This is a genomic window from uncultured Thalassospira sp., from assembly GCF_963976115.1.
Taxonomy (GTDB): Bacteria; Pseudomonadota; Alphaproteobacteria; order Rhodospirillales; family Thalassospiraceae; genus Thalassospira.
In genome coordinates, this window is record NZ_CAXBJJ010000011.1 from 1 (window position 1) to 26,371 (window position 26,371).

Genomic DNA, 26,371 nt, shown 5'->3' on the forward strand with positions numbered 1-26,371 from the left:
ACGATACAGACCATCGCATCCAGAGGAATAAAACCTCAAACCCGACAGACTGCTAAAGCATTTTTCCTTTAATATGACCCATTTTGCCAGCTCAATCTGCCGCCTGGTAAGGAGAAGTCCGCAGGGCGTAATGGGTTTACGGACAAGGATTTCGACGCGGCCAGGCGGCAGACTGCGCTGGCCCGCAGGGTTTGTTTTTGGCGGTGTTTGGCGGCGTTACACCGCTCGCCCGATGCACCGCATCGCGCAGCGCGCTGTGCCTTGCCAAACGACACGCCAAAATCAAACAAAATGGGTCATATTAAAGGAAATATGCTTTATACCAATGCAATAATACAGATCGATACTGTCGATTTAGCATATCCGACCTTGACGATCCCCGCGCATTTGGCCAAAACAAAAGAGCCGGTGCTTTTGCACCGGCTCTTCGTCACGCGCAACCGACGGCGGGGTCGGGGGACTTGCAGATTATTCTGCAGACCGTCGAAGGCGCGGGCGCAAAGCCGGTCCGGTAACGGACCGGCTTTTTCGTGGGCGGGGCCAGCGATAATGCCGCCAGCCCCGCAGATTTTAGTTAAAGTTCCGGGCTATCATCTATGACCGGCTTTTCCTTTTTATGGATCGTGCGGCGCGAGAACGTGCCAACAATCACCATAAAGAACAGCGGGACGAAGAAAATCGCCAAAACAGTTGCCGCAATCATACCGCCAATAACCCCGGTACCCACGGCAATACGGGCGGCCGCCCCGGCACCGGTACTAATTGCCAAAGGCAAAACACCCAGCGTAAAGGCCATTGAGGTCATAATAATCGGACGCAGACGCTGCCGGGCAGCTTCCACCGTTGCATCAAGCAGATCCATCCCGTCTTCGTAAAGATCGCGGGCGAATTCAACAATCAGAATGGCGTTCTTTGCCGACAGGCCAATTGTGGTCAACAGGGCCACCTGGAAGTAAACGTCATCGGGCAAGCCGCGCAGCAACGCTGCAACAACCGCACCCAAAACGCCCAGTGGCACCACCAGCATCACGGAAACCGGAATTGACCAGCTTTCGTAAAGAGCCGCAAGGCACAGAAACACAACAATAACCGACAAGGCATAAAGCGCAGGTGCCTGGTCACCGGCGGCACGTTCTTCATAAGAAAGCCCCGTCCATTCCAGACCAATACCCTTTGGCAGTTTGGCAACCATGTCGGTCATGGCATTCATTGCCGTGCCCGAACTGACCCCCGGTGCTGCCTGCCCCTGAATGTTAAGGGAAGACAAACCGTTAAAGCGTTCCAGACGGGGCGAGCCATAACTCCAGGACGTTGTCGAGAATGCCGAAATCGGCACCATCTCGCCCTTGTCATTGCGGACATACCAGTTGTCCATATCCTTTGGCATCATGCGATATTTGGCATCTGCCTGGATATAAACCTTTTTAACCCGGCCTTTTTCCATGAAGTCGTTGACGTAGCTCGACCCCCAGGCCGTCGACAAGGTATCGTTGATATCGCTAATTGCAACACCAAGTGCCTTGGCTTTTTCCTGATCGATATTAACCTTGAATTCAGGCATATCGTCCAGACCATTGGGACGAACCCCCTGCACTGCCGGGTTTTGCGCGGCCATGCCCAACAACTGATTTCGCGCCGCGACAAGGGCATCATGGCCAACCGCACCACGGTCCACCAACTGCATGTCAAAGCCGTTTGCGGTTCCCAGCTCGACAATCGCCGGCGGAGTAAAGGCAAAGACCATCGCCTCCTTAATCTGGGCAAAAAAGCCATAGGCACGGCCAATGATGGCCTTCACCGACTGATCTGGCGATTTACGCTGCGACCAGTCTTTCAAACTGACGAAGGCAATACCGGCATTCTGGCCGCTACCGGCAAAACTGAAGCCTGCAACAGTGAAAATACCATTCACATTTTCTTTTTCGTCATTCAGAAAATGATTTTCGACTTTTTTCAAGACATTGATTGTCCGTTCCTGCGTCGCACCGGCAGGCAACTGCACCATCGAGAACATAATGCCCTGGTCTTCGTCGGGCAAAAACGAGCTTGGCAATTGTATGAACAAATAGCCAAGGCAGCCAACCAGACCAACATAGACCACCAGATAACGCCATTTGCGGTTCACAACATGGCCAACACTGCCCTGATAGAACTTATTGGTTTTGTCAAAGCCACGGTTAAACAGGCCAAACAGGCCCTTGCGGCTATAGGGATCGTGATGCGAGTTTTTAAGCAAGGTCGCACAAAGTGCTGGTGTCAGCACGATTGCAACAATCACGGAAAGCACCATCGCCGAGACGATTGTGATGGAAAACTGGCGGTAAATAGCCCCGGTCGAACCCGAGAAAAATGCCATCGGAATAAACACCGCCGACAGCACAAGGGCAATACCGACCAACGCACCGGTAATCTGGTCCATCGACTTGCGTGTTGCATCGCGCGGCGACAGACCATCTTCAAACATCACACGTTCGACGTTTTCCACCACCACAATGGCATCATCGACCAGAAGACCAATCGCGAGCACCATGGCAAACATGGTCAGCGTATTAATGGAATAGCCAAATACAGCCAGAATCCCGAATGTACCAAGCAACACCACCGGAACGGCGATGGTCGGAATAAGGGTGGCACGCCAGTTCTGCAAAAACAGGAACATCACAAGGAAGACCAGAACCACCGCTTCAATCAGCGTGTAGACCACTTCCTCGATCGAAACTTTAACAAACGGGGTGGTATCGTAAGGATAAACAATTTCCACACCGGCAGGCATATATTGCTGTAATTCGCCGATACGGCTTTTAACAGCTTCAGCCGTATCAAGCGCATTTGCACCTGTCGCCAGATTGATACCAATACCAACCGACCCTTTGCCGTTATAACGGGCAACGACGTTATAGCTTTCTGCCCCGATTTCCACACGTGCAACATCGCCCAGGCGAACCTGGGAACCGTCGGTATTCACGCGTAACAGAATGTTCGAGAATTCTTCGGGGGTTTGCAAACGGCTTTGTGCGGTGATGGTGGCATTAATCTGCTGCCCTTCAACCGCCGGAGCCCCGCCGATCTGACCGGCTGAAACTTCGGTGTTCTGGGCTTCAATGGAAGTGCGAACATCCGAAACGGCAAGGCCATAACTGATCAGCTTGTTGGGATCAAGCCACACACGCATGGCGTGCTGTGCCCCAAACACCGACACACTGCCAACACCGTTCACACGCGAAATCGGGTCCTTCATCGTGTTGGCAACAAAGTCGGCCAGGTCATGGACGTCGATATTGCCATCAGAGGATACAAAACCCACAACCATCAGGAACGACCCGTTGGACTTGGTAACGTTAATACCCTGCTGCTGAACCTGGCTCGGCAGAACCGACATCGCCGCCTGCAACTTGTTCTGCACCTGAACCTGGGCAATATCGGGGTTCGTTCCGGCGTTAAAGGTCAGGGTAACCTCGGCACTCCCCGTCGAGTCACTTGTCGAAGACATGTAGCGCAGGTTATCAAGGCCGTTCATCTGCTGTTCGATCACCTGGGTGACCGTATTTTCAACAGTTTGTGCCGACGCGCCCGGATAGGTTGCCGATATCGCCACCGAAGGCGGCGCAATTGACGGGTACTGCTCGATCGGCAATTGCAGAATCGACAGCCCCCCCGCCAACATGATCACAAGGGCGATCACCCAGGCAAATACCGGGCGATCAATGAAAAACTTTGCCATCAGATACTATCCTTACCGGGATGCCGACTGTGCGTCGTCGCCCTTTGCGGCAACCGGTGTCACCGGTGCGCCGGGGCCAACACGCTGCAAGCCGTCAACAATGATGCGATCGCCGGGGTTCAGGCCTTTGGTCACAATCCAGTCTTCACCCTTGGACTGCTCAATCGTCAGCGCCTTGGCTTCTACCGTATTGTCGGACTTGACAGTATAGACGTAAGCAGAACCGTCCGGGCGCCGCATCACGGCACGTTGAGGAACCAGAAAGGCATTCTCAACTTCGCCCTGGTCAACAAAGGCGCGAACAAACATGCCCGGCAACAGCACATTTTCGGGGTTGTCAAAAACAGCCCGCAAACGAACCGTCCCGGTGGTTTCATTCACCGTGACATCCGAAAACTGCAACTTGCCAACATGACCGTATTTTTTACCCGTCGAGTCCACAATCAGGCGAACATCAACGCCGTCGCCATCGGCGGCACTTTTAATCGCGCCCGAGGCGATGCCCTGGTTAATCCGCATCAGACGGCCACCGGCCTGCGTCACATCAACATAAATCGGATCAAGCTGCGTGATCGTTGCCATGGCGGTTGCCTGGTTGGCCGTCACAAGTGCACCTTCGGTTACCGATGAAGCCCCGATTTTACCGGGTATCGGTGCGATAACATTGGTGTATTGCAAATTGATCCGCGCCTTGTCGATCTCGGCACGAGCCGACGCAACACTGGCCTTGCCCTGGGCTTCGGCAGCAATGGCATCGTCGCGTGTCTGTTCACTAACAGCTTGATTCTTGATCAGCTTGTCATAACGGGCACGGGTTTTGGTTGCCTGATCCAGCGTTGCCTTGGCACGGGCCAGTTCTGCCTGTGCCGCATCCAGGTTAGCCAGATAAACACTTTGATCAATCAGATAAAGCTGCTGGCCTGCCTTGACAGCCGCACCTTCGACAAAATTGCGTTCCTTGATGATGCCGTCAACCTGCGGGCGGACATCCGCCTTGCGCGATGCGACGGTGCGCCCCGGCAATTCAGCAACGAGGCCGATTGTCTGGGGCTGAACCTCAACGAAGGTTACCTGCGTTGCAGGTGCCTGCTGGGCGGCGGTATCGCCCCCCTTTTGCTCGCCGCAAGCCGCAACAGAAACAACCATTACCGCCAGACAGGCCACTTTTAGACAAGAACGAACGGACAAATTTTTCTTCCTTCCAGTCCCGAAATGCAAAGCTGTTAGATCAGCCTTGCCATTGCTTTTAATGATACTGTACTGTACAGTACATATTGTGCAGTGCCGAAGCAAGCCCCAAAAACATAAGGCCCGTTAAAATTATGAGCGAAACTTTACACCCTGTTGCAAAACAAAACTCCCGCGGCGAAGCCCGTCGCCGGGCGATGCTGGATGCCACATGGGAAATCCTTTCCACCAAAGGGTTTGTGGCTGTTACGTTGAACGACGTTATCTCCCGCTCTGGTGGGTCGCGCACCACCCTTTATGACGCCTTTGGTGGCAAAGATGGTCTTATCGCATCCGTGCTGACCGAAAAGTGTCAGGAGTTTGCCCAAACCCTGCAAACATCCCTTGTCTTTGACATATCCCCGCGCGAGGCGCTGGTGAATTTCACAATCATCATGACGGAAAAACTCACCGACGAGGAATCCATCAGACTAATGAGTTTTTTACGGCTCGAAATGGATCAGTTCCCCGGTATCCAGGAGACCTTCATGAAAAGCGGCCCAAAACCCGTCATGGAAGGCATTACTTCATTTTTTCAGCGCCAGAACGACATTGGCAACATGCAGATCAGCAACCCCGAATTGACGGCGAGAATGTTCCTCTCCATGATTCACGGACAATGGCGGGATCTTGCATTTGAAACTGTCCCACAACATCTCCCGTCGCGAGCGGAAATTGTCGAAACCGCCAACCAGCTGGTCGATTTGCTTCTTAACGGCATCTGCCATCCCAGGGCGTCAGACACGTGACTTCCTTAAGATGGAAAAAACCGGCACATCATACAAACTCTAGCATATCTACGCATATTGCAACGCAACATTAAATTACAATTTTTAGCCCCGGTAAACCGTTCGTCATCACTTTTTTACTTTTATGAGACAAAAAAACGCACCTTAATATCCCGGCCTGAAACGCCCGGCATAACAGCATACGCGCGCAAAAATAGCACAATCCGGCCAAACCGATGCTACAAAATCTCATATTTGATCAAACCGTCACATTTACAATAACCCTTCTTCATCATTATCAATGACGCTCATCTCACGTTGCCAAACTAACCATGCTCGTTCAAAAATGCGTCCTTTCGGGCAAATCCGGTCGTAAACACAGGTACGATTGCGCACCAATACGTAAAATTCCGACCTAACCCTGAATCTCCACACCCTGTTTATCGAGTCACCTGGCACCGGGATAATATTTCATACATTCGCAAAGTCACATCCTGGCACGATGTCACAAAATCGTGATGCCGAGCCTCCGCTGGCCCACCTGCCCCATCTTAACCAAAATCATGCATCATCTTTCCCGCGATGACTTCATATTCAACGAGTTTACATAAATGAACATGGCCGTTTTTGATCATCGACCAAGCATCAAAATGCCCCGATTAACGGTATTTTTGTGCCTGACAGCCAGCTTACTTGTCATGCCTGGTCTCGCCTCGGCCATGGACGTTACAAAAGCCCGTCAGATTTTGCAAAAAATGATGGCGCGATATGATGTTACGGCCACCGAAGTCACCGCAGCCGCCCATGATGGCAGCGCGCGTTTTGAATATGATAACGTTCATGTGCCTTTGGGGGGATATGAAGGCGACCGCGACCTGGTGATGAGCACCGTCCAGATTGATGTGAAGGACGATAAACGCGGTCCGCGTTATATCAGCATTGACGTCAATCTGCCCAAACAGGCACAGATTACCGCCAGGGAAACCATTAACCAGCGCAATCTGACCCTGCATAACGCCCGCGGCACCGTAACCTGGGACACGAAAACCAATGCGCCAGAAGGGTTTACCGGCCTTGCCAATTTCCTGGGCGCAGACGAGCCGGTTTCACGCCAGCAATCGATGCTGAGCGATCTGAAAATTTCATGGTTACAACGCAAAGTCGACCTCGCCTGGCGCGACGCCGAATGGACGGGCCCCAACCGTGAAAAAAGGGGAGCAATGAAATCGGCCGAACTAACGATTTATCCTGATAAAGACGGCACCACCCGCCTTGATTATGCCCATGATGGCATGTGGCTGCCGGGCCTGTTTCAACCGCGCACCGTGCGCCTGTCGGGCGACGCCACCGGCATTCAATGGATCAGGGCGCGCTCGATTTTGCAACAGGGTTTGACCGATCTGTTATCGGGGATACGACCGGCGCTGGTGCGCAACAACATCGCCAATGCCCTGTGGTACGAAGCCCTTAAAACCGGCAAGCCGATCGAAATTGAAAACCTGTATGTCGAAAGCCGCAACCTTGAGGCCGCCGGCACAGGACAATTCGTACCGCAGGAAAAAGCCGCATATGGCTTTAAGGGATTGCTGGACCTTGACCTGGTGGGACGCGACCAGTTGGAATATCTTTTGGGAACCCCCAAAAGCCCCACCATTCTTGGCGCGCTGTTCCCACCTGCCGTTGACGGCCTTGCCGCGGGCAAACCCGGAAAACAGGGGATGAGCACATACAAACTGCAATTGCTCAGCGATGGCAGCATCACCGCCAATGGCCTGACCATCATGAACGGGCGTGGCCGCTAGCCTCATCTTGTCTCGCGCCTCTCGACACTAAAAATTATCGGCCCGCCACACCATCCCTGAACGGCTGGTGTGGCGGGCTTTTTGGTGTTCGCCGTCCATCAAGGCATATCCAATCCCCTGATTTAAACACCCAGACTCGAAACCGGCCAAACCGTAAATTATATGGCGCCAACCCAAGCCCCGCGCCCTATCCCGGCACATGCCCGAGTCCTAATATCAACTGCGCCAAAACAGATGAGCGTTTTCGTCGCAATATGTTCAATGCAGCGCTGGGATCGGAAATAATGCCGAGCAAGCCGCCAAGTTCTTTGTCTCATACATGTAGGAGACGAAAGCAAACCCCAGTATGTCGTCGAGTGACGCAGCAGCAAAGGCCATTCAGGCGACTGGCGTGCCGGTTGATAAAGTCGATTGGACCCTAACGGAGTTGCATGACGGCACGATGGTGCGGATGACCCTGGTAAATGGTGAACTCCGCCCGGTGACGATGAAAGACGGTACCGATCAAGTCGCGCCGGTTAAAGGAAAAGGCACGAAAACAGGCAAAGACCGTCTTTTCCAAGTCAAGCTGAAAGCCTATAAGCGGACGTTCCTGAACGTCCCGGATGCTGATGTATTGGCCATTGCAAACGAGGATATGCCCTTGGGGCAGGATCCGAAAATTCGGGTGACCTAATACAAGGTTGCGGTGGACATGCTGAAGGATAATATAAACCTGCTTGTGCTTGAGAAACAGCGCATGGCAGATCAATTGGTCCAGAATATGATGGGTAGGGCGTCAGTTGGAGCCGGTGGTGCCAATCAGAGTAACCCGACGCCGGTGGCGAAGGCAGACAATGGGGCGGTCGAAATCACCTCGCAAGCCGAATATGATACCCTACCATCTGGGGTTTATTTCATCAATCCGGTCGATGGGAAAATTCGCAAAAAGAACTGATTGGAATAGACAAAAACCGACGATCAGAGCAGCATTGCAATCGGGAGAACCGAAATATGATCAGATCAATTCTAATGGTTGCAGTTGTTGCCGTGCTGGCGGCATGCCAAACGACCAATGCCAAACTTGACGATATCAGCCCGCAAGGCAGTATTTTGACCGGGGAGTATCTCACGGCAAATGGCCGGGTTAAGGTGCCACTACCTGAAGGGGAATGGATTGTTGCCGGTTCCGGGTATCGTCGGGTTGGCTACGAAAACCCAATTGAGGAAGTAATTCTTGTTCAAGTCGACGACGGTACAGTTATACATTATATCGAAATCAGGACTGACATTGCCGCATCACCTATCGGTTGGAAGAAATCTACTTTTTGTGAACGGAACGATATCCACTACATCAAAAAAATATCCAACGTTCCTGCTGGTAGCCAGGATTGTTGGGGAATTAATCATTTCAGGATGACGTTTACTGGAAAGATACCACTCTATATGGAAGAGGCGCGCACCTATATCGTTGATCACAAAATAAGATCACCATTGAATGCGCTGGCAGTTGAATACCGTTTAGCAGATAAGCCGCATTTTCTGGATGTTAAGTATTTTTTCAATCCGGAAGCAGATGGCTTCGAGCCGCCAAAGATTGCCGAGTGGGCGACATCTGACTGGCATCGGGACAGGGTTTATATGGATCCGAAGAAAGTGGCCTATATCAAAAAATTAAAGTCGTGGGGTGAGGACTGGCACACCAAGGTCAAGGCCGGATTTGAGGGAAAACAATAACAAGGCGGCTCACGGGCCGCCTTTTTTCATAGAGCGGTGTTTATTCAACCGATGTACTAAACGCCGAAAAGTCCAAAGGTCTCTCATCCGGCTTAACCCGTGTTTCCGGTGTGCCAAACAGCGGTGTTGAACCGTATTTCTTTTCCTCACTGACGGGCTTCACAGGTGTTCCATAAGCTGAGAAGTCTAAAGGTTTTTTATCCGTTTCAACACGTTTGTCAGCTGGGTTAAATTTGAACTTAGGTGTTGGGTTTTCTGAGAAGCATCCGTTAACAATCATTTGATTGAGATAATAGCCTGATGCTCCAAAGAACAGGATTAGGCAGAAAACGACAATGATCCTGGTCGATTTGGTTTTTACGTCGGCGATAAATTGATCTACCCGTTTCTGTATTATCTCAATGAAACCAAAGTTAATCTGGCTGGCAAGCGCGCTGATTAATAAAATGCCACCCCATAAAGTTAAAAGAACCGTAATGTCGATGCGGGCCCTGTTGATAAGGTTGGTGTTAAATGGCCCTGTGAAAATAAATCCAAATCCAACCCCGGCATTATTGTGATTGAAGTGCCAAGAGTAAGGCGGGAATAACAGGGTCAGCAATATCGCCAGGATACAAACCAGCATAACGAAATTATTAGGTCTCTTCATTGGCTTTGCCTTTTGAAATGATTTTTATGATCGAAGCGTATCGCATCTAAACAGGCAAGAAAAATCAACATGGCCGTCCTTCGGAGCGGCCTTATACATTAAGAGACAGAAGTATCTGTTATGATCCATCTGCTTCTTTTGTTTGGCAGGTAGGAAGGTGTTGTGGCAGCCCAGGGCTGTAACGCCCGTAAAAAAGCTGAACACTTACGGCCCCGAGACTTGGTCCGACCGCCGAGAGAGCTTTTACGCTCGAGTATAAGGATGACAAGCCATGACCGATTATAACCGATTTGTTGGCATAGACATCCAAATCCTCGCTTGATATCTGCATTCTGCCCGACCGGGTCCACTTGACTGTCGCAAATACCGCAGCCGGCATTGCAGAGCTTGTCGCCACGCTGAAACAGTTCGTGCCAGTGGCGCGGATCATCTATAAACGCCTGGCTCTAAAAACCCTGCCGCTGCAAGGGTTTCCGATGTGTCAGATTAATGCCCTTCACATTCGGCATTTTGCCTGGGCAAGTGGTCGGCTTGCCAAAACTGATCGCATCGATGCACTGGTTTTGGTCAATTACGGCCAGCGTATGGAAACCAGCCTCGCCGCCGATCAGGATGAGGTGCAAGAGACGCTTGCGGAGCTTGTCAGCCGGTATCGTCAGTTGACGCATATCAAAAAACAGTCAGGTACTTTCATTAAACTTGACAATATCCCGATATATTGGACAAATTGGTCTGACGTCTGATGTCTGATGTCTGATGGCATACCAGAAGATGCCCGGCACGGATGCACAAACGACTAATCAGGGATCAAAGTGTGGCAGACATAACGGGTACCGGCTTTACACCCATTGCATCAGCAGGACGCCGCGATGCAATTTTGGAAGCGCTGACCGGCTTTATCGTTCAATCAGGCTTGAAACCCGGCGACCGTCTGCCGCCGGAACGCGAACTAATGGCGGGGCTTCAGGTCGGCCGTTCCAGCATCCGCGAAGCCATTGGCCATATGCAGGCACGGGGTATTGTCGAAATCCGGCGCGGGTCGGGCACCTATCTGAAACGCCCGGTTACCGAAAACACCGTTTACATGCCGCTTTCCATCGCCAGCCAGCGCGATGGCCTTTTGCAGACCCTCGAAGTTCGGCGCGGGCTGGAATGCGAAGCAAGCGTTCTGGCGGCCAAACGCGCAACCCGCGAAGATATCGAGGAAATGCGCGCGGCCCTTGAAACAATGGAAGCCGTCCATCTTCGCGAAGGAACCGCAGGCGAGGCCGATCTGGTTTTCCATCTGTCGATCTATAAAGCCGCTGGTAACCCGCTGTTTGAACAATTACTGGGCCAGATGCGCGAAGCCTTTGAATCGTTCTTTTCCATCCCGTTCAACCGCCCCGATTTTGCGCGGGATTCCTTTGAATTTCATCGCATGCTGTTTGACGCCATCGAAAGGCGCGACCCCGAAAGCGCCCGGCAGCATACCCTCGCCATCCTTGAAGTCGTTGAGCACGACATCGTGAGAATGTCCAATGAACACCAATAAGCCCCACATCGTTACCTCTTCCCCATCCACCACCGTTGCCCATGATGAAACCCATTTTGGCACTGCGGTTGTGCCGCCAATTTTTCAGACCTCGCTGTTTGTTTTTGAATCCTTCGCCGATATGGCCGAAACCTATTCCGGCCAAAAGGTGCGCCCCGTTTACAGCCGCGGCCTGAACCCGACCGTGCGGGCCTTTGAAGAAAAAATCGCCAAACTGGAAAAAACCGAAGATGCCCTTGGTTTTGCCAGTGGCATGGCCGCGATTTCGGCATCGGTTCTGTCGGTTGTAAAACCCGGCGACCGTATTGTCGCCGTCGACCATATTTACCCCGATGCCTATCGTTTCTTTGAAATGATGCTCAAAGACCTGAACGTTAGCGTGGATTATGTCGATGGCCGCGATGTTGATGCAGTGGACAAAGCCCTGCCCGGCGCAAAGCTGCTTTATCTTGAAAGCCCGACATCATGGACCTTTCAGGTTCACGACATTGCCGGTCTTTGCGACATTGCCCGCAAACACGGCGCTGTTTCCATGATCGATAACAGCTGGGCATCACCCATTTTTCAACAACCCGCACTGCTGGGCTGTGATGTTGTTATTCATTCGGCATCGAAATATCTGGGCGGACACAGCGATGTGGTTGCCGGGGTTGTGGCATCAAGCAACGAATTTATCGGTCGCTTGCGCGGGCAGATTTTGCCCTATCTCGGCAGCAAACTTTCGGCCTTTGATGCCTGGCTTTTGTTGCGCGGCCTGCGCACCCTGCCCGCCCGAATGCGCGAACATCAACGATCAGCCCTTGCCATTGCCCAAAAACTTTCGCAACACCCCGAAGTTACGGCGGTTCATCACCCGGCACTGGGCCGGAACCTGCCCGATGGTTTAACCGGGGCTTCAGGTTTGTTCTCCTTTGAATTTTCACCCCGCGTCAACATCCCGCTTTTTTGCGATGCCCTTGGCATTTTTAAAATCGGGGTCAGTTGGGGCGGCCATGAAAGTCTGGTTGTGCCCGCACTGGTAACGCGGGCCCAGGTTGGCGGCCCAAATTCGGCACTTCGTTTCAACGTGCCGGAAAATCTGGTTCGCCTTCACATCGGCCTCGAAGACGCAGATGACCTTTGGTCGGATCTGTCTGCGGCCATCGATGCTGCCCTTTAAATAACAAAACGTCTAATATCAGGGGACTTCACATGAACTGGAAAACAACAATTCTGGCAGGTGCAGCTTCGCTTGCGCTGGCCAGCCATGCCTATGCCGATACCACGTTAAAGCTGGTTGAAGTCATTACCAGCCCGGACCGCACCGCAACCCTGAAATCGCTGGTCAAGGAATATGAAGATGCCAATCCCGGCGTGAATGTGGAAATCACTTCACTGCCATGGGGCCAGGCATTTGAAAAATTCGCCACCATGGTGTCGGCGGGGCAAACGCCCGATGTTGTGGAAATGCCCGATACCTGGCTGACACTTTATGCCAATAACGGTGCGCTTGAAAGCCTGGAACCCTACTTGAAAAACTGGGACGCGACAGCAAACCTTAATTCACGCACGCTTGAATTTGCCCGTGCTGCGGGCAACGAAGCCTATATGCTGCCTTATGGTTTCTATCTGCGTGCCCTGTTTTATAACAAAAAACTGTTCAAGGAAGCCGGTGTTACCAAAGTGCCAAAAACACTGGAAGACTTCCACGAAGCCGCCCAAAAGGTTTCGGCATTGCCCGGAAAATCGGGCTATTGCCTGCGCGGCGGGCCTGGCGGACTTAATGGCTGGGTGATGTTTGGTGCGGCGGCGGCCGGGTCAAACGAATTTTTCACCAAAGATGGCAAAAGCACCTTTGATTCCGAAGGCTGGGTCAAGGGTCTGACATACCTGACCGACCTTTACAAAGACGGCCTGGCACCCAAAGACAGCCTGAACTGGGGCTTTAACGAAATTGTTGCCGGGTTCTATTCGGGCACCTGTGCCATGCTTGACCAGGACCCCGACGCCCTGATCGCGATTTCCAGCCGCATGAAAGCCGAAGATTTCGGCATCACCACCATGCCCAAAGGCCCGTCTGGCAAAGCCTTCCCGACCATTGGCTATGCCGGTTGGTCGATGTTTAAGTCCAGCGAACACAAAGACGAAGCCTGGAAACTGATTTCCCATCTGGAAAGCAAGGATTCCAACCTGACCTGGAACAAGCGCATTGGCGCGCTTCCAATTTACAAGGGGGCTGAATCCGATCCGTTCTTTGCCTCTGACCAGTTCAAAGGCTGGTTTGCCGAACTTTCGGACCCCGATGTGTTCCCGACCGTGATGCCGACCCATCTTGAAGAATTCGCCTTCTTTAAGGATTCACTGGTTATTCGCACCAGCCAGGAAGCCCTTCTGGGCCGCATTACCCCCGAAGAACTGGGCAAACAGTGGGCCGATTACCTGACCCCGGCCCAGCAGAAATGGATGGCGACAAAGCCGTGACCAACATGACTGATGTCGGAAAACGTCCCGCCGCAAGGCGGGGCGTATTTTCCCGCAGGCTTTCCGGCATACTTGAACCCTATTACTATGTATCGCCCGCCGTGGTGCTGATTGTTGCGGTGATGCTGATGCCCCTTATTCTGGGCTTAAGCTATGCCTTTCGCGATATTCGCATTCTGAACCCGTTTAGCGGCGGGTTTGTCGGGCTGGCCCATTTCCAAACCCTGGCCCATGACAGCGCCTTTATCGGTGCGCTGATCAATACCGCCTGGTGGACCTTTGGCTCGCTGGTGTTCCAGTTTTCACTGGGGCTTATTCTGGCATTGCTGCTAAACCGCCAGTTTTTGGGGCGCAGGCTGGTTCAGGCCCTGGTGTTTCTGCCGTGGGCGGTGCCAACTTTCCTGTCCGGGTTAAACTGGGCGTGGATGTTTAACCCCGTTGTTGGTCCGCTGCCCCACTGGCTGACCAGCATGGGCATTATGGATGCGCCCTTTAACATTCTGTCCGACCCCGATCTGGCCATGTGGGGGCCGATCATTGCCAATATCTGGTTTGGCATCCCGTTTTTTGCCATTACGTTGCTCGCTGCCCTGCAATCCATTCCCGGCGAATTATACGAGGCCGCCTCGATCGACGGGGCAACAACACGCCAGAAATTCATCAGCATCACCGTCCCCTTCCTCGCGCCCACCATTGCCATCACATTGATGCTGCGCACCATCTGGATTGCCAATTTCGCCGATCTGATTGTGGTGATGACCAAAGGTGGCCCGGCCGATTCAACCCAGATCGTTGCCAGCTACATCTTTACCCAGGCGTTTCGTCGCCTTGATTTTGGTTATGCCTCGGCCATCGCGGCTGTTTTGCTTGTTTTATTGCTGGCCTATGCACTGGCCGTTATTGCACTGCGCCGGGCGATGACCCACGCGGATCGTTAACCCCAAAGGAATTCGGACATGTCAACGCCCGGCAAATCCCGGCTTCGCAAAATGGTCTATTGGGGCACGCATTATCTTATGATTGCGGCTTTCGTGGCCTTTGCGCTGTTTCCGCTTTACTGGCTGCTTAAGGTTTCGGTTACACCCAACGATATCCTTTATACCGAAGGTGTGCGAATGTGGCCGTCACGCACCACGTGGGACAATTACACCTTCGTGATGACGCAAAGCAATTTCCCGCATTACTTCATGAATTCGGTGATTGTTTCGGGTTTTACTGCCCTGTTTACCTGCGTGATTGCAGCGACAACCGGCTATGCGTTTTCACGGTTTCGCTTTGGCGGCAAAATTATCATTGTCGCCCTGATGCTGATCACGCAAATGTTTCCCCTTGTCATGCTGATCGCGCCCATTTTCCGCATTCTCGCCCCGCTGGGCCTGACCGACAGCCTGACCGGCCTGATCATTGTCTACACCGCATTTAACGTGCCCTTCGCCACCTTCCTGATGCAGTCGTTTTTTGATGGCATCCCCAAGGATCTGGAAGAAGCCGCCATGATTGACGGCAATACCCGCTTTGAGGCTTTCCGCCGCATCATCCTGCCGCTCACCCTGCCTGGCATTGCCGCCACTCTTGGCTTTGTCTTTACTGCGGCATGGTCGGAATTGCTTTTTGCGCTGATGCTGGTCAGCAGTGAATCGGCCTCTACCTTCCCGGTCGGATTGCTCAGTTTCGTTTCCAAATTCGGTGTCGATTTCGGACAGATGATGGCCGCCGGTGTGCTGGCCCTGATCCCGGCCTGTGCCTTCTTCCTGCTGATCCAGCGTTATCTGGTTCAGGGGCTGACGGCAGGCGCGGTCAAAGGATAAACGAGGACAAAATGGCTTCAATTGAAATTACAAATGCCCGCAAAAGCTATGGTGCCGTCAATGTTCTTCACGGCATCAATCTCGATATTCAGGACGGCGAGTTTATTGTGCTTGTCGGCCCGTCGGGCTGTGGCAAATCAACGCTGCTGCGTATGATTGCCGGGCTGGAAGAAATTACATCGGGCGATATCAGCATCGGCGGCAATGTGGTCAATGACCTGCAACCCAAGGACCGCGACATCGCCATGGTGTTTCAGTCCTATGCGCTGTACCCGCATATGACCGTTGCCGAAAATATGAGCTACGCCCTGACCCTGCGCAAAACCGCCAGGGAAAAGGTCAGCGCCGCAATTGACAATGTCGCCGGTATTCTTGGCCTTGATGCGCTGTTGCACCGTCGCCCCAAGGCCCTTTCGGGCGGGCAGCGCCAGCGTGTTGCCATGGGGCGCGCCATTGTGCGCCAACCCCAGGCGTTTTTGTTTGACGAACCCCTGTCAAACCTGGATGCCCGCCTGCGCGAACAGATGCGCACCGAAATTCGCAAACTGCACCGTCGCCTTGGGGCAACGTCGGTTTATGTCACTCACGACCAGATCGAAGCCATGACCATGGCAGATCGCATCGTTGCCATGTATGACGGCATCGTGCAGCAGGTTGGCACGCCACTGGAAATTTATGACCGCCCGGCAAATATCTTTGTTGCCTCGTTTATTGGCTCGCCAGCGATGAATTTTCTGTCGGGCATCTATAACGTCACCGGCGAGGCTGCCGCCATTACCCTTGATGACGGCACATTGATCCCGGTTTTGGCGACACCTAATGCGAAAAACGGGCAAAAGCTTACCCTTGGCGCGCGCCCCGAACATATCGATATTGTAAAAAGCGGCAGTGTGCCATCGGTTACCGCCAATGTTGACCTGATCGAACCGATGGGCCTTTCAACCCTGATTCACGTTACCCTGGCCGGTAAACCGGTTAAGATATTTACCCTGGCCCGGCCAGACCTAGCCATCGACAGCACCGTTCAAATCGCGTTTAACATGGATAAAACCCATATTTTTGACAGCGAAACCGAATTGCGGATGCCCCCGGCCAGTGAACCGCTATCGGCACAAACCGACTAGCACCGCCTACCGGTGGTTTTCACCCGCCCGTTGAATACCGAAAGCTCTTTACAAGGGTCGCAGTTTTATCTCTGCGGCCCTTTTTTCATCTGCAAGTTTGTAAATAATTCTGGAAAATCCACCAAAACAACCCAAATGTAAAAAAGGCCTATCCAAATGGGTTGCCGATCACCAGACGAAGATAGAGGACGATACCGGGAAAACATATGATGAAATTGCTTGGCAAAATTCAGCTTTTCGCTGTCTTGCTCGTCCTGTCCATGAAGCCTGCCACCGCCGAGCCCTTGCTGGTCATCGCCACCAACGACTATCCCCCCTATGTCACATTATCGTCTGATCGCAATTTTCTCGTCGATCTGTTTGCCGAAATCGGCAAGGAGATGGGGGTGCGTTTTGAATTTCACTATTACCCGTGGAAACGCGGCGAACAAAAAGTGGAAAATGCCGAGGTTTGGGGGACCATCCCCTATCGCAAAACCGAAAGCCGTCAAAAAACCTTTCTGTTTTCAGACCCCATCTATCTCGCCGACTCGCACTTCTTTGCCTATAGCGCCGATCAGACAAAACCGCCCGTTACATACGAAAAACTGTCCGATCTCAAACCATATAAAATCGGCGGAATTCAGGGCTATTATTACGAACCTTGGTATGAAAAAGCCGGGCTTGATGTGCAATATGCCCATTCCGAAGAACAGAACTTCAAACGCCTGAAACTGGGCCGCATCGACCTGTTTTCAACGGCAACGACCGTTGGCTGGTACATCATCAAACAGCTGTTTCCGCCAGAAGAAGTTGCAAAATTTTACACATTGGAAAAACCGCTGATCGCTGGCGATGGCCTTTTCCTGATGACGGCAAAAAGCTATCCGAACAACGATAACCTGCTGCGCCGCTTTAACGCCGCCCTGGCCGTGATCAAAACAAACGGTACGTACAAAAACCTGGTCAATGAATACAACCTGGTCATGACATATTAAGCGGTCAGCCCGCCAAACCCGTGTAACCGCAGATCAGGACTTACCTGCCGATTTTGGTGTCGCAAAATGCGCGACCGCGTTCACGGTTTTGCCGTTTGAATTGCCCAAATATCCGCGACAACAAGGTTCGAATATTATGCGGTCAATTTGGTAAATACCCTTGGGATATTTCACCCCTTAAGGTCGCACAGGCCCAGCCAAACAACATTTCACCTATTTAACGCAACAAAAAAAGCGTCGCGCGACAAGGACAGCAAAGCTGTGCTATTTCGATAACAATGTTGTAATGCCTGCATTTAAACAGAATTCGCAGGTACTTCATGCTTGGAAGCGCCCTTATTGCTTTTTGGGATCGGCAGCCGATCTGAACCGTCAGGAAAATTAAATGCGTACTGTTTATGTCAACGGCCAGTATGTGCCGGAAAATGAAGCAACCGTTTCAATCTTTGATCGCGCCTTTTTGTTTGCCGATGCTGTCTATGAAGTCACATCGGTGCTTGATGGCAAGCTGATCGATTTTCACGGCCACATGACCCGCCTTAAACGGTCGCTTGGCGAGCTTGGCATCAATTTCGACGTCGATACCGATGCCCTTTTGGCCATCCATCGTGAACTGATCGCGAAAAACGACCTTACCGAAGGCATGATTTATTTGCAGGTTTCGCGCGGTGCCGCCGCCGACCGCGATTTCATGTTCCCGTCAAGCGACGTCAAACCGGGCCTTGTCCTGTTTACCCAGTCCAAATCCCTGATCAAAAGTGCCGCTGCCGAACGCGGGCTAAAAATTGCCAGCTTCGCCGATCAACGCTGGCGCCGCTGCGATATTAAAACCGTTCAGCTGCTTTATTCGTCGATGGTTAAAAACGAAGCCGTCAAAAAAGGTGCTGATGATGCCTGGCTGGTTCTGGATGGCAAAGTGACCGAAGGCTCATCGAACAATGCCTATATTGTTGATGAGAACAACACCATCATCACCCGTCAGTTGTCCAACGACATTCTGCATGGCATCACCCGCAAGGCGATCTTGCAATGTGCCGCCGAACTCGACCTGAAAGTCGAAGAACGCGCCTTTACCATTGCCGAAGCCCAAAAGGCACAGGAAGCCTTCATCACCTCGGCATCCTCGTTTGTTTATCCGGTTGTCGAGATTGACGGCGTTGCCATTAGCGATGGCAAACCCGGCCCCATCGCCAAACGCCTGCGCGAAATCTATATCGACGCCAACCGCGCCGCAGCCATCTGATCTGCATCGGCAGACCCTAAAGCACTTTTCCTTTAATATGACCCATTTTGCCAGCTCAGTCTGCCGCCTGGCAAGGAGAAGTCCGCCGGGCGTAATGGGTTTACGGACAAGGATTTCGACGCGGCCAGGCGGCAGACTGCGCTGGCCCACAGGGTTTGTTTTTGGCGGTGTTTGGCGGCGTTACACCGCTCGCCCGATGCGCCGCATCGCGCAGCGCGCTGTGCCTTGCCAAACGACACGCCAAAAATAAACAAAATGGGTCATATTAAAGGAAAAGTGCTTTAACAAAAACGCCGCCCGGTTCATGTCCGGGCGGCGTTTTCCAGTCATGAAATCAACGTCACCTACCAGCAAAAATCGCCAATCGCATAGGTCACATGGCGGCCCGTCACTTGCAGTAACGAATCCAGTTTTGCTTTTTCCGGCAATGTTCCGCGCGGGGCGTGTAGTTCCTCGGCATGGATACCGCCGGTGACAAAGGCAATATCAAGCCCGGCAGCATTGGACCCGGCAACGTCGGTTGATAAGGAATCCCCCACCACCAGCAACCTTGCATCCGGCCCCATATCAAATGCCTGAAGGCAAAAATCATAGGCACTGGCAAGCGGCTTTCCTTCCCAGCGCACATTGCCGCCCAGTTCTTCATAGCGCCCGGCAATGGCACCGGCACAAATAATGCGAACACCCCCCCGGATCACTTCACGATCCGGGTTTGGACACAGCATCGGAAGCTCTTTGGCCAATGCGGCATGTAACAGGTCCTCATAGTCCGACACTGTCGCGAAATCATCATTTGGTCCGGTACATAAAAGCCAGTCTGCATCGTCAAGGGTTTCAACCACATCAACATCCTGGCCTTCAAACATCGAATGATCCCGCACCGGGCCGGTACGGAACACCTTTTTACCCAGTGCCGCGTACCACGGGTCAAGCCGATTGCGCAGTTGATGATAGGCGATTTCCCCCGATGCCACCGCAGGCCCATATAGCGACCGGTCAATCCCCATTTCTCCCATACGGGCAATCACCACGCTGGAGCGGCGCGGCGCATTTGACAACAACGCGACGGGAATACCCGCTTCTTTTAATGCCTGCATCGCAGCAATGGAATTGGGATAGGGGGTGACACCATCATGCACAACGCCCCATAAATCCAGAATAACAGCATCATATTTCCCGATCACCTCGGACAGGCCGTTGATCATTTGATACGGGGTTTGCGTCATCGGGTTTCTCCTGCGTAACACGCCTGCATCCTGCTGGGGGCAAATACCAGCATCAATGGTTAAGCATCGGGGTTAAGTGTCGGCTTCAATCTGTTTTGGTCTGTTTTGGGTCTGCGGGCGCATCAATGGTCGGATCGGTCACATTATCCGTTTGGGGCAACACGCTGCCCTTGCCATCCGCACGCAAAACCTCGTCAATCGCGGCGTGCTTGCCACTGATTTCAGGAAAAGCCGCCCCAACGGCATCGCTGACCGATGCAAACCCATCCTGACGCAGACGTTTTTCAAGGTCGTCCTTGATGTCCTGTGCAACGCCGGGCCCCTCATAAACCAAGGCAGTATAAACCTGCACCAGCGAAGCCCCGTTGAGGATTTTTTCGTACGCATCCTTGCCCGATGTCACACCGCCCACGCCAACCAGCGGCACCTGCCCTTTGGTCAACCGGTAAAAATCGGCCAGAACCTTGGTCGAAGGTTCCATCAGGGGCGGACCGGACAAACCACCGGTTTCGCTCTGGTCATAGCCGTTGAGGCCAACCGGACGATCGATGGTGGTGTTTGAAACAATCATGCCATCAATTTTTAAATCCAGCACAACGCTGGCAATATCGGCCTTGTCCTCATCGCTCAGATCTGGTGCAACCTTAAGCAAAACCGGCACACCGGGGGCGGCTTCATCCCGCGCGGCCAAAACTGCCGTTAACAATTCAGCCAGCAGTTCCCGCCCCTGCAAGGCGCGCAAACCCGGCGTATTGGGCGAGGATACATTCACCACCAGATAATCGGCATAACGGCCCAGTGCGCGGACCCCCCTGGCGTAATCATCGGCGGTATCGGTGGCATATTTGTTTTTACCCAGATTGGCCCCCAAAACACCCCGGCGCGCGCGTTTGCGCAGGCGTGTTGCCACCACCGCCAGCCCGTCATTATTGAACCCCATGCGGTTAATTACCGCGCGGTCCGAATAAAGCCGAAACAGGCGGGGTTTGCGGTTTCCGGCCTGGGGTTCGGGCGTAACAGACCCTATTTCAACAAACCCGAACCCCTGATCCAGCATCTGGTTGGGGACCTCGGCATTTTTGTCAAAACCGGCAGCAAGGCCGATCGGGTTGGCAAATTTACGATCAAAAACCTCGCATTCCAAAAGCGGGCTGCTATCCCCTGCTCCATCAGGCTTTGGCACAAGATTATTTTTCAGAGCCCAAAGAGCCAGCCCGTGCGCGCATTCGGTATCGATCCAGCGCACCACCGGCAAAACAAAAGTCTTATACCACCCCACCTGTCAGGCTCCGTCCATCTGTTTGTCCCTGCCCTTTTCTTACGCGCGCACACCCGACGGGGCAAGACAAGTCTCATTTTTCGCCGCATCTTACTGTCGGCAAAGCCATGCCGCGCAAGGTGGTGCGCACCTGACGTTTTAAACCTGCGCCACTTGCTCTGTCTTGGCATCATAAATCGCCCGGGCCTTTTCCACCTCGGGCATATAATCAAGAGTCCATTTATAAAGCGCCTTAAACGGGCCCTGTAATTCCCGGCCTAGCGGCGTAATTTCGTATTGCACGGCAACGGGTGAACTTGCGATCACTTTGCGTTCAACCAGCCCGTTTCGCTCCAGCCGGCGCAAGGTCTGGGTTTGCGCCTTTTGTGTAATCCCCTCAAGCTGGCGGCGAATTTCATTAAACCGCAATGGTCCGCCATCCAGCACGGTCAATATCATCATCGACCATTTATCCGATATCTGCTCGAACAGCTTGCGGCTGGGGCAATCAACATGAAATTTATGCGCCGAACAATCAATCATGTGGTTTCCTTGAATATACCTGGTCGTCTTTGGGTGCCTGATTGACAGTAGGTATATTTTTTATATCTAAACAGCAATACACAATTTTCCGGAGACTTCCCTGCATGACCGCAACAGACATTCTGTTCAAACCCTTCAAGCTCAAATCGCTTGAGCTTGCCAACCGCATTGTCATGGCGCCGATGACGCGCTCCATGGCCCCCAAAGGCATTCCCGGCGAACCCAATGCCGCCTATTACAAACGCCGCGCCGAAGGCGGGGTTGGCCTGATCCTGTCGGAAGGCACCGTGATTGACCGCCCGGCATCGCGCAATGAAGGCAATATTCCCCTTTTTCACGGCGATGCCGCCCTGGCTGGCTGGCAAGGTGTGATCAATGCCGTCCACGGCGCAGGTGGTAAAATGGGCCCGCAAATCTGGCACACCGGTTCGGTCACCAGCTTCATGAGCGACTGGCTGCCCGATGCCCCGGTTGAAAGCCCGTCCGGCCTTGAAGCCCCGGATAAACCGCGCGGCATTGCCATGAGCGACGAAAACATCGCCGACACCATTGCCGCCTTTGCCAAGGCCGCCGCCGATGCCAAACGCCTGGGTTTTGATGTTGCCGAAATCCACGGCGCACATGGGTATCTGATCGACCAGTTTTTCTGGGCAGGCACAAACCTGCGCGACGATAAATATGGCGGCAAAACCATTGCCGAACGATCCCGCTTTGCTGTTGAGATCGTTGCAGCCGTGCGCGAAGCCGTCGGCCCGGACTTTCCGATTATCCTGCGCCTGTCGCAATGGAAACAACAGGATTACACAGCCCGCCTTGCCACCACACCCGCCGAAATGGAAAGCTGGCTTGCCCCGCTGGCCGCTGCCGGGGTCGATATTTTCCATTGCTCGCAACGTCGTTTCTGGGAACCCGAATTCCCCGAAATTGACGGCGAACAGGGATTGAATTTCGCGGGCTGGGCCAAAAAAGTTACCGGGGCGGCCACCATCAGTGTTGGTTCTGTTGGCTTGTCTGGCGATTTCATCGCTGCCTTTTCCGGGGAAAGCGCCAAAAGCAGTAGCCTTGATGAACTGGTCCGTCGCATGGAACGCGAAGAATTCGACCTGATCGCTGTGGGACGTGCCCTGCTGAGCGATGCGCAATGGACCGAAAAAGTCCGCACCCGTAAATGGGGCGACCTTAACGGTTTCTCACCGAGCGCACTGGCCGAACTGGTCTGATCACAGATCAGATCGCGATAGATAATATTATCACCCGGCGACAGGCCTGTTTGTTTCCAGCCTGTCGCCGGGCTTTAAAATCATCGCCCGTTATCGGCAAACGGGCCTAAAGCACTTTTCCTTTAATATGACCTCGCCACCAAAACGGACCAAGCGAACAATGACCGACGATGAAATAACCCGCCTGCGCCATCTCATTGCCAAACATCCGCCGGGCGAATTCCATTTCCCCGAAATTTATGGCCCGGATTGGGATAGGCTTTATATCGGCGACAAGGTAAAACGTGGCCATGCCTTCATGAATGCCGTAAGGGCGGGAAAATTCCCCGGCGTTACAGATACCGGCGCAAAAAAAGGCGGCGGCCGGGTCTATCAAAAGATAGAAAATCCCTAAGGCCAGCCACCTGATAACGCGCAGATTTAACTTAGCGCAAATCTTCCGGCAGAATGTGAACGCCGTTTTCATCGAGGCGCACATCATCGACCCGAAAAACATCCTGCACCGATAAACGTGCATACAGATGCGGAAACAGGGTGCCACCGCGGGCCGGTTCCCATTTAAGATGCTGCGCAATGGGGGCCACCGGCACGTGCAGCAATTTCAAATGATCGCGCCCGGCATAATGCAATGCCAGCGTCGCTGCCAGTGTGTTGCGGGTTGAAAAATGTATAAATCCATCGGCCACATCATGCGGCGCGCCCAGATACTCGCCACGCGACAGGGCTTCCGCCCATTCATCGCTGCCAAGAACCCGATATATAATCTGATCATTCATGACCCGCACTTTACGGCAACTGCGCAGATCGGGCAACAGGAAGGAAGTCTAGCGACAAACTATCCGTTAGAATGTCACACGAACAGATCACGGGGCAGGCAGCCTTGCCCGCCCCTTTTGGCAACGAAACTGTTAACGCGGAAAATTCGACGGAAACAACGCACGTTTGGCAACATCGTCCATTTCTGTTTTGAACGTATGTGATGCCAGCAACGTCCGCGCACGCGCCACAGCCGGGCGCGAATTGATAAAATCAAACCAGCGTGCCATATGCGGATAACTTCCAAGCGGCGCTTCTTCGTCTTTCATGATGAACCACGCCCGGTCAACCCAGCCCCAAAGCGAGATATCGGCAATGGTCAAATCATCGCCAACAACATGATCACGCCCGACCAGATGGGTGTTTAAAACCTCGTAATGGCGTTCGATCTCGCGGCGGTACCGATTTATCGCATAGTCATTGGGCTGCGGGGCGGCATGTTGAAAATGCACAGCCTGGCCGGAAAACGGCCCAACGCCACTGGCAATGAAAAACAGCCATGACAGCAACTCGCCACGGTCTTCCGGCTTGCCCAGAAACGTGCCGGTTTTTTCCGCCAGATACAGCAAGATGGCCGAACTGTCAAAAACGCGGGTTTCCTTGCCACCGGGGCCGTTGGTGTCAACAATTGCCGGTACTTTGCCATTGGGGTTAATCTTTAAAAAGGCATCGCTATAATGCTCGCCCTTTTTGGTATCAACCGGAATGGCTTCATATTCCAGCCCAGCTTCTTCCAGATACAGGGCAATTTTGGCCGGGTTTGGCGTTGGATGAAAATAAAAACGGATCATGGATCAGGCACTCCTATCGCCGGAAAAACCGGCGAATTGCTTGAATTTTAAAACGATCGTTCTATAATGGCGATATTGACCATCAAACGCAAGCCTTGCCGATAAATCATAAATCTGTCAGGGAAATGACAGTGCCTGTTCGCTCAGGTTTTGGCAGGGAAAGTATAAGGTATGCCCCATGATTGAACTTTATTACTGGCCGACCCCGAATGGCCACAAAATCACGATGTTTCTGGAAGAAGCCGGGCTGGATTACGAAATTCACCCGGTCAATATCAGTGTTGGTGACCAGTTCAAGCCGGAATTTCTGGCTTTTTCCCCCAATAACCGTATGCCCGCCATCATCGACCGTGCCCCGACCGATGGCGGTGATGCGATTACGGTTTTTGAATCCGGTGCCATCCTGATGTATCTGGCCGAAAAAACCGGCAAATTCCTGCCAAGCGACATTCGTGGCCGCACAACCGTGATGGAATGGCTGTTCTGGCAAATGGGCGGGCTTGGGCCGATGCTGGGTCAGAACCACCATTTTGGCACTTATGCGCCGGAAAAAATCCCCTATGCCATCAATCGCTATGTCAATGAAACCAATCGCCTTTATGGTGTGTTGAACAAACGCCTGGAGGGCCGCGATTTCATTGCCGATGCGTATTCCATCGCCGATATGGCCTGCTATCCGTGGATTGTTCCCCATGAACGCCAGCAGCAGAACCTCGATGATTTCCCGAACCTGAAACGCTGGTTTACCGCCATTGGCGAACGCAAAGGCACGGTTGATGCCTATGCCAAAGGCAAGGCCGCGCATTTCACGCCCACCGTAACCGAAGAAAGCAAGAAAATCCTGTTTGGCCAAACAGCGAAAACCGGCGACTAAACCATTTCCTGCTTAAACGCAAAAAAGAGACCGGCCCGCCAATATCGGCGGGCCGGTCTTTGTTTATGCCATTAAAACAATACAGCCAATCATCGCAACCAGCGCAGCACCTCCCGCGACCATCATCACAACGCCGTCGCGCAGGGTCATGGCAAGGCCAAAACCGGCCACCGCCGCCATTGGCAAGGCAGCAGCAAAGGGTACTAGTTCGAAAAACGGCATGGGCAACACCAAAAGCAGGCAAATTGTTGCCGCCCCGCGAAGGGTGCGATGGGTCAAAAGGCCCGGCCACCGTTCATGAAAATGCTGGTCCAGCCAATGACCCACAGGGTGCATTTTTTCCATCGCCCGTTCCAGTTTTGCACCTGTGATCGACCGACGTTCAATCATTTCAGGCAGCCAGATATGCCTGCGGCCCAAAATCATCTGCGCGGCAAACAAGGCAATCAGAATTGCCAGAAATGTCGGCACGCCGGGGATTGCCCCCAAAGGCGACACCCCGACCAACCCCGACACCAACAAAAACGGTCCATAACTGCGAAACCGCATGGCATGGGCCATCTCGCCCAGCGTTACGTCGCCGTTAACCCGGCCCGTTTCAACCAGCTTGTCAATAATGCCGGTCACAGGGTTTTGGTTTTTGCGCATTTTCCC

26 protein-coding genes are annotated in these 26,371 nt (G+C 53.0%); 17 read left to right on the plus strand and 9 right to left on the minus strand.

Going from position 1 to position 26,371, the window contains the following annotated elements; all coding sequences use genetic code 11:
• Window positions 1–574: 574 nt before the first annotated feature.
• Both AAC086_RS15215 and AAC086_RS15220 read right to left on the minus strand, forming a co-directional pair.
• Complete coding sequence (locus tag AAC086_RS15215; protein ID WP_339779847.1) at window positions 575–3,721, minus strand: efflux RND transporter permease subunit; 3,147 nt, start codon at window positions 3,719–3,721, stop codon at window positions 575–577.
• Between the two features lie 12 nt (window positions 3,722–3,733).
• Entirely contained in the window at window positions 3,734–4,909 is a 1,176-nt protein-coding gene (locus tag AAC086_RS15220) for an efflux RND transporter periplasmic adaptor subunit (RefSeq protein WP_339779849.1), read from the minus strand.
• A 134-nt stretch (window positions 4,910–5,043) separates the two neighbouring features.
• Between AAC086_RS15220 and AAC086_RS15225 the strand changes: the two genes are divergently transcribed.
• The 5 genes from AAC086_RS15225 (at window position 5,044) to AAC086_RS15245 (ending at window position 9,194) form a co-directional block, all read left to right on the plus strand.
• The gene (locus tag AAC086_RS15225) at window positions 5,044–5,697 is read left to right on the plus strand and encodes a TetR/AcrR family transcriptional regulator (protein WP_339779851.1); all 654 of its coding nucleotides are present in this window, start codon (window positions 5,044–5,046) and stop codon (window positions 5,695–5,697) included.
• A 677-nt stretch (window positions 5,698–6,374) separates the two neighbouring features.
• Window positions 6,375–7,478 carry a hypothetical protein gene (locus AAC086_RS15230; protein ID WP_339779853.1) on the plus strand — a complete coding sequence of 368 codons (1,104 nt, stop codon included), beginning with the start codon at window positions 6,375–6,377 and terminating at the stop codon, window positions 7,476–7,478.
• Window positions 7,479–7,824: 346 nt separating this feature from the next.
• Complete coding sequence (locus tag AAC086_RS15235) at window positions 7,825–8,154, plus strand: hypothetical protein (RefSeq protein ID WP_339779855.1); 330 nt, start codon at window positions 7,825–7,827, stop codon at window positions 8,152–8,154.
• Between the two features lie 18 nt (window positions 8,155–8,172).
• Window positions 8,173–8,415, plus strand: coding sequence for a hypothetical protein (locus tag AAC086_RS15240; protein WP_339779857.1), 243 nt, complete (start codon window positions 8,173–8,175; stop codon window positions 8,413–8,415).
• Window positions 8,416–8,471: 56 nt separating this feature from the next.
• On the plus strand, window positions 8,472–9,194 hold the full coding sequence (locus tag AAC086_RS15245; RefSeq protein WP_339779859.1) for a hypothetical protein: 723 nt from the start codon (window positions 8,472–8,474) through the stop codon (window positions 9,192–9,194).
• 40 nt (window positions 9,195–9,234) lie between these two features.
• Here AAC086_RS15245 and AAC086_RS15250 read toward each other — a convergent pair whose 3' ends face one another.
• A complete protein-coding gene (locus AAC086_RS15250) occupies window positions 9,235–9,843 on the minus strand; it encodes a hypothetical protein (RefSeq protein ID WP_339779861.1) in 609 nt (202 codons plus the stop codon).
• A gap of 350 nt (window positions 9,844–10,193) precedes the next feature.
• On the opposite strand from AAC086_RS15250, the gene AAC086_RS15255 reads away from it, so the two are divergent.
• From AAC086_RS15255 to AAC086_RS15295, 9 genes are all read left to right on the plus strand, one after another.
• Window positions 10,194–10,586, plus strand: a complete 393-nt coding sequence (locus AAC086_RS15255; protein WP_339779863.1) for a transposase — start codon at window positions 10,194–10,196, stop codon at window positions 10,584–10,586.
• 71 nt (window positions 10,587–10,657) lie between these two features.
• Entirely contained in the window at window positions 10,658–11,377 is a 720-nt protein-coding gene (locus AAC086_RS15260; RefSeq protein ID WP_339779865.1) for a FadR/GntR family transcriptional regulator, read from the plus strand.
• Complete coding sequence (locus tag AAC086_RS15265) at window positions 11,364–12,536, plus strand: PLP-dependent transferase (protein WP_339779867.1); 1,173 nt, start codon at window positions 11,364–11,366, stop codon at window positions 12,534–12,536. Before AAC086_RS15260 ends, AAC086_RS15265 begins: the two co-directional genes overlap by 14 nt.
• 32 nt (window positions 12,537–12,568) lie before the next feature.
• Window positions 12,569–13,837 carry a sugar ABC transporter substrate-binding protein gene (locus AAC086_RS15270; RefSeq protein ID WP_339779869.1) on the plus strand — a complete coding sequence of 423 codons (1,269 nt, stop codon included), beginning with the start codon at window positions 12,569–12,571 and terminating at the stop codon, window positions 13,835–13,837.
• A 5-nt stretch (window positions 13,838–13,842) separates the two neighbouring features.
• On the plus strand, window positions 13,843–14,775 hold the full coding sequence (locus AAC086_RS15275; RefSeq protein ID WP_339780188.1) for a sugar ABC transporter permease: 933 nt from the start codon (window positions 13,843–13,845) through the stop codon (window positions 14,773–14,775).
• 18 nt (window positions 14,776–14,793) lie between these two features.
• Window positions 14,794–15,645 carry a carbohydrate ABC transporter permease gene (locus AAC086_RS15280; RefSeq protein ID WP_339779871.1) on the plus strand — a complete coding sequence of 284 codons (852 nt, stop codon included), beginning with the start codon at window positions 14,794–14,796 and terminating at the stop codon, window positions 15,643–15,645.
• Between the two features lie 11 nt (window positions 15,646–15,656).
• The gene (gene ugpC / locus AAC086_RS15285; RefSeq protein ID WP_339779873.1) at window positions 15,657–16,769 is read left to right on the plus strand and encodes a sn-glycerol-3-phosphate ABC transporter ATP-binding protein UgpC; all 1,113 of its coding nucleotides are present in this window, start codon (window positions 15,657–15,659) and stop codon (window positions 16,767–16,769) included.
• A 206-nt stretch (window positions 16,770–16,975) separates the two neighbouring features.
• Window positions 16,976–17,746 (plus strand): transporter substrate-binding domain-containing protein, encoded by a 771-nt coding sequence (locus AAC086_RS15290; protein ID WP_339779875.1) that lies wholly within the window; start codon window positions 16,976–16,978, stop codon window positions 17,744–17,746.
• 385 nt (window positions 17,747–18,131) lie between these two features.
• Window positions 18,132–18,989, plus strand: a complete 858-nt coding sequence (locus AAC086_RS15295; RefSeq protein WP_339779877.1) for a D-amino-acid transaminase — start codon at window positions 18,132–18,134, stop codon at window positions 18,987–18,989.
• 344 nt (window positions 18,990–19,333) lie between these two features.
• Here AAC086_RS15295 and AAC086_RS15300 read toward each other — a convergent pair whose 3' ends face one another.
• From AAC086_RS15300 to AAC086_RS15310, 3 genes are all read right to left on the minus strand, one after another.
• Entirely contained in the window at window positions 19,334–20,215 is an 882-nt protein-coding gene (locus AAC086_RS15300; RefSeq protein WP_339779879.1) for a TIGR01459 family HAD-type hydrolase, read from the minus strand.
• A gap of 85 nt (window positions 20,216–20,300) precedes the next feature.
• Window positions 20,301–21,494 (minus strand): quinone-dependent dihydroorotate dehydrogenase, encoded by a 1,194-nt coding sequence (locus AAC086_RS15305; RefSeq protein WP_339779881.1) that lies wholly within the window; start codon window positions 21,492–21,494, stop codon window positions 20,301–20,303.
• A gap of 138 nt (window positions 21,495–21,632) precedes the next feature.
• Window positions 21,633–22,016 carry a helix-turn-helix domain-containing protein gene (locus AAC086_RS15310; RefSeq protein WP_339779883.1) on the minus strand — a complete coding sequence of 128 codons (384 nt, stop codon included), beginning with the start codon at window positions 22,014–22,016 and terminating at the stop codon, window positions 21,633–21,635.
• Window positions 22,017–22,120: 104 nt separating this feature from the next.
• On the opposite strand from AAC086_RS15310, the gene AAC086_RS15315 reads away from it, so the two are divergent.
• Both AAC086_RS15315 and AAC086_RS15320 read left to right on the plus strand, forming a co-directional pair.
• Window positions 22,121–23,236: an NADH:flavin oxidoreductase gene (locus tag AAC086_RS15315; protein ID WP_339779885.1), complete on the plus strand. Its 1,116-nt coding sequence runs from the start codon at window positions 22,121–22,123 to the stop codon at window positions 23,234–23,236.
• 160 nt (window positions 23,237–23,396) lie between these two features.
• Window positions 23,397–23,630 carry a DUF1413 domain-containing protein gene (locus AAC086_RS15320; protein WP_339779887.1) on the plus strand — a complete coding sequence of 78 codons (234 nt, stop codon included), beginning with the start codon at window positions 23,397–23,399 and terminating at the stop codon, window positions 23,628–23,630.
• Between the two features lie 31 nt (window positions 23,631–23,661).
• Here the strand turns inward: AAC086_RS15320 and AAC086_RS15325 are convergent, their stop codons facing one another.
• Window positions 23,662–24,012 carry a DUF952 domain-containing protein gene (locus AAC086_RS15325; protein ID WP_339779889.1) on the minus strand — a complete coding sequence of 117 codons (351 nt, stop codon included), beginning with the start codon at window positions 24,010–24,012 and terminating at the stop codon, window positions 23,662–23,664.
• A 132-nt stretch (window positions 24,013–24,144) separates the two neighbouring features.
• Complete coding sequence (locus AAC086_RS15330; protein WP_339779891.1) at window positions 24,145–24,843, minus strand: glutathione S-transferase C-terminal domain-containing protein; 699 nt, start codon at window positions 24,841–24,843, stop codon at window positions 24,145–24,147.
• A 178-nt stretch (window positions 24,844–25,021) separates the two neighbouring features.
• On the opposite strand from AAC086_RS15330, the gene AAC086_RS15335 reads away from it, so the two are divergent.
• On the plus strand, window positions 25,022–25,717 hold the full coding sequence (locus AAC086_RS15335) for a glutathione S-transferase N-terminal domain-containing protein (RefSeq protein WP_339779893.1): 696 nt from the start codon (window positions 25,022–25,024) through the stop codon (window positions 25,715–25,717).
• A 63-nt stretch (window positions 25,718–25,780) separates the two neighbouring features.
• On the opposite strand, the gene AAC086_RS15340 is transcribed toward AAC086_RS15335, so the two are convergent.
• Window positions 25,781–26,365: an exopolysaccharide biosynthesis protein gene (locus tag AAC086_RS15340; RefSeq protein WP_339779895.1), complete on the minus strand. Its 585-nt coding sequence runs from the start codon at window positions 26,363–26,365 to the stop codon at window positions 25,781–25,783.
• Window positions 26,366–26,371: the final 6 nt, after the last annotated feature.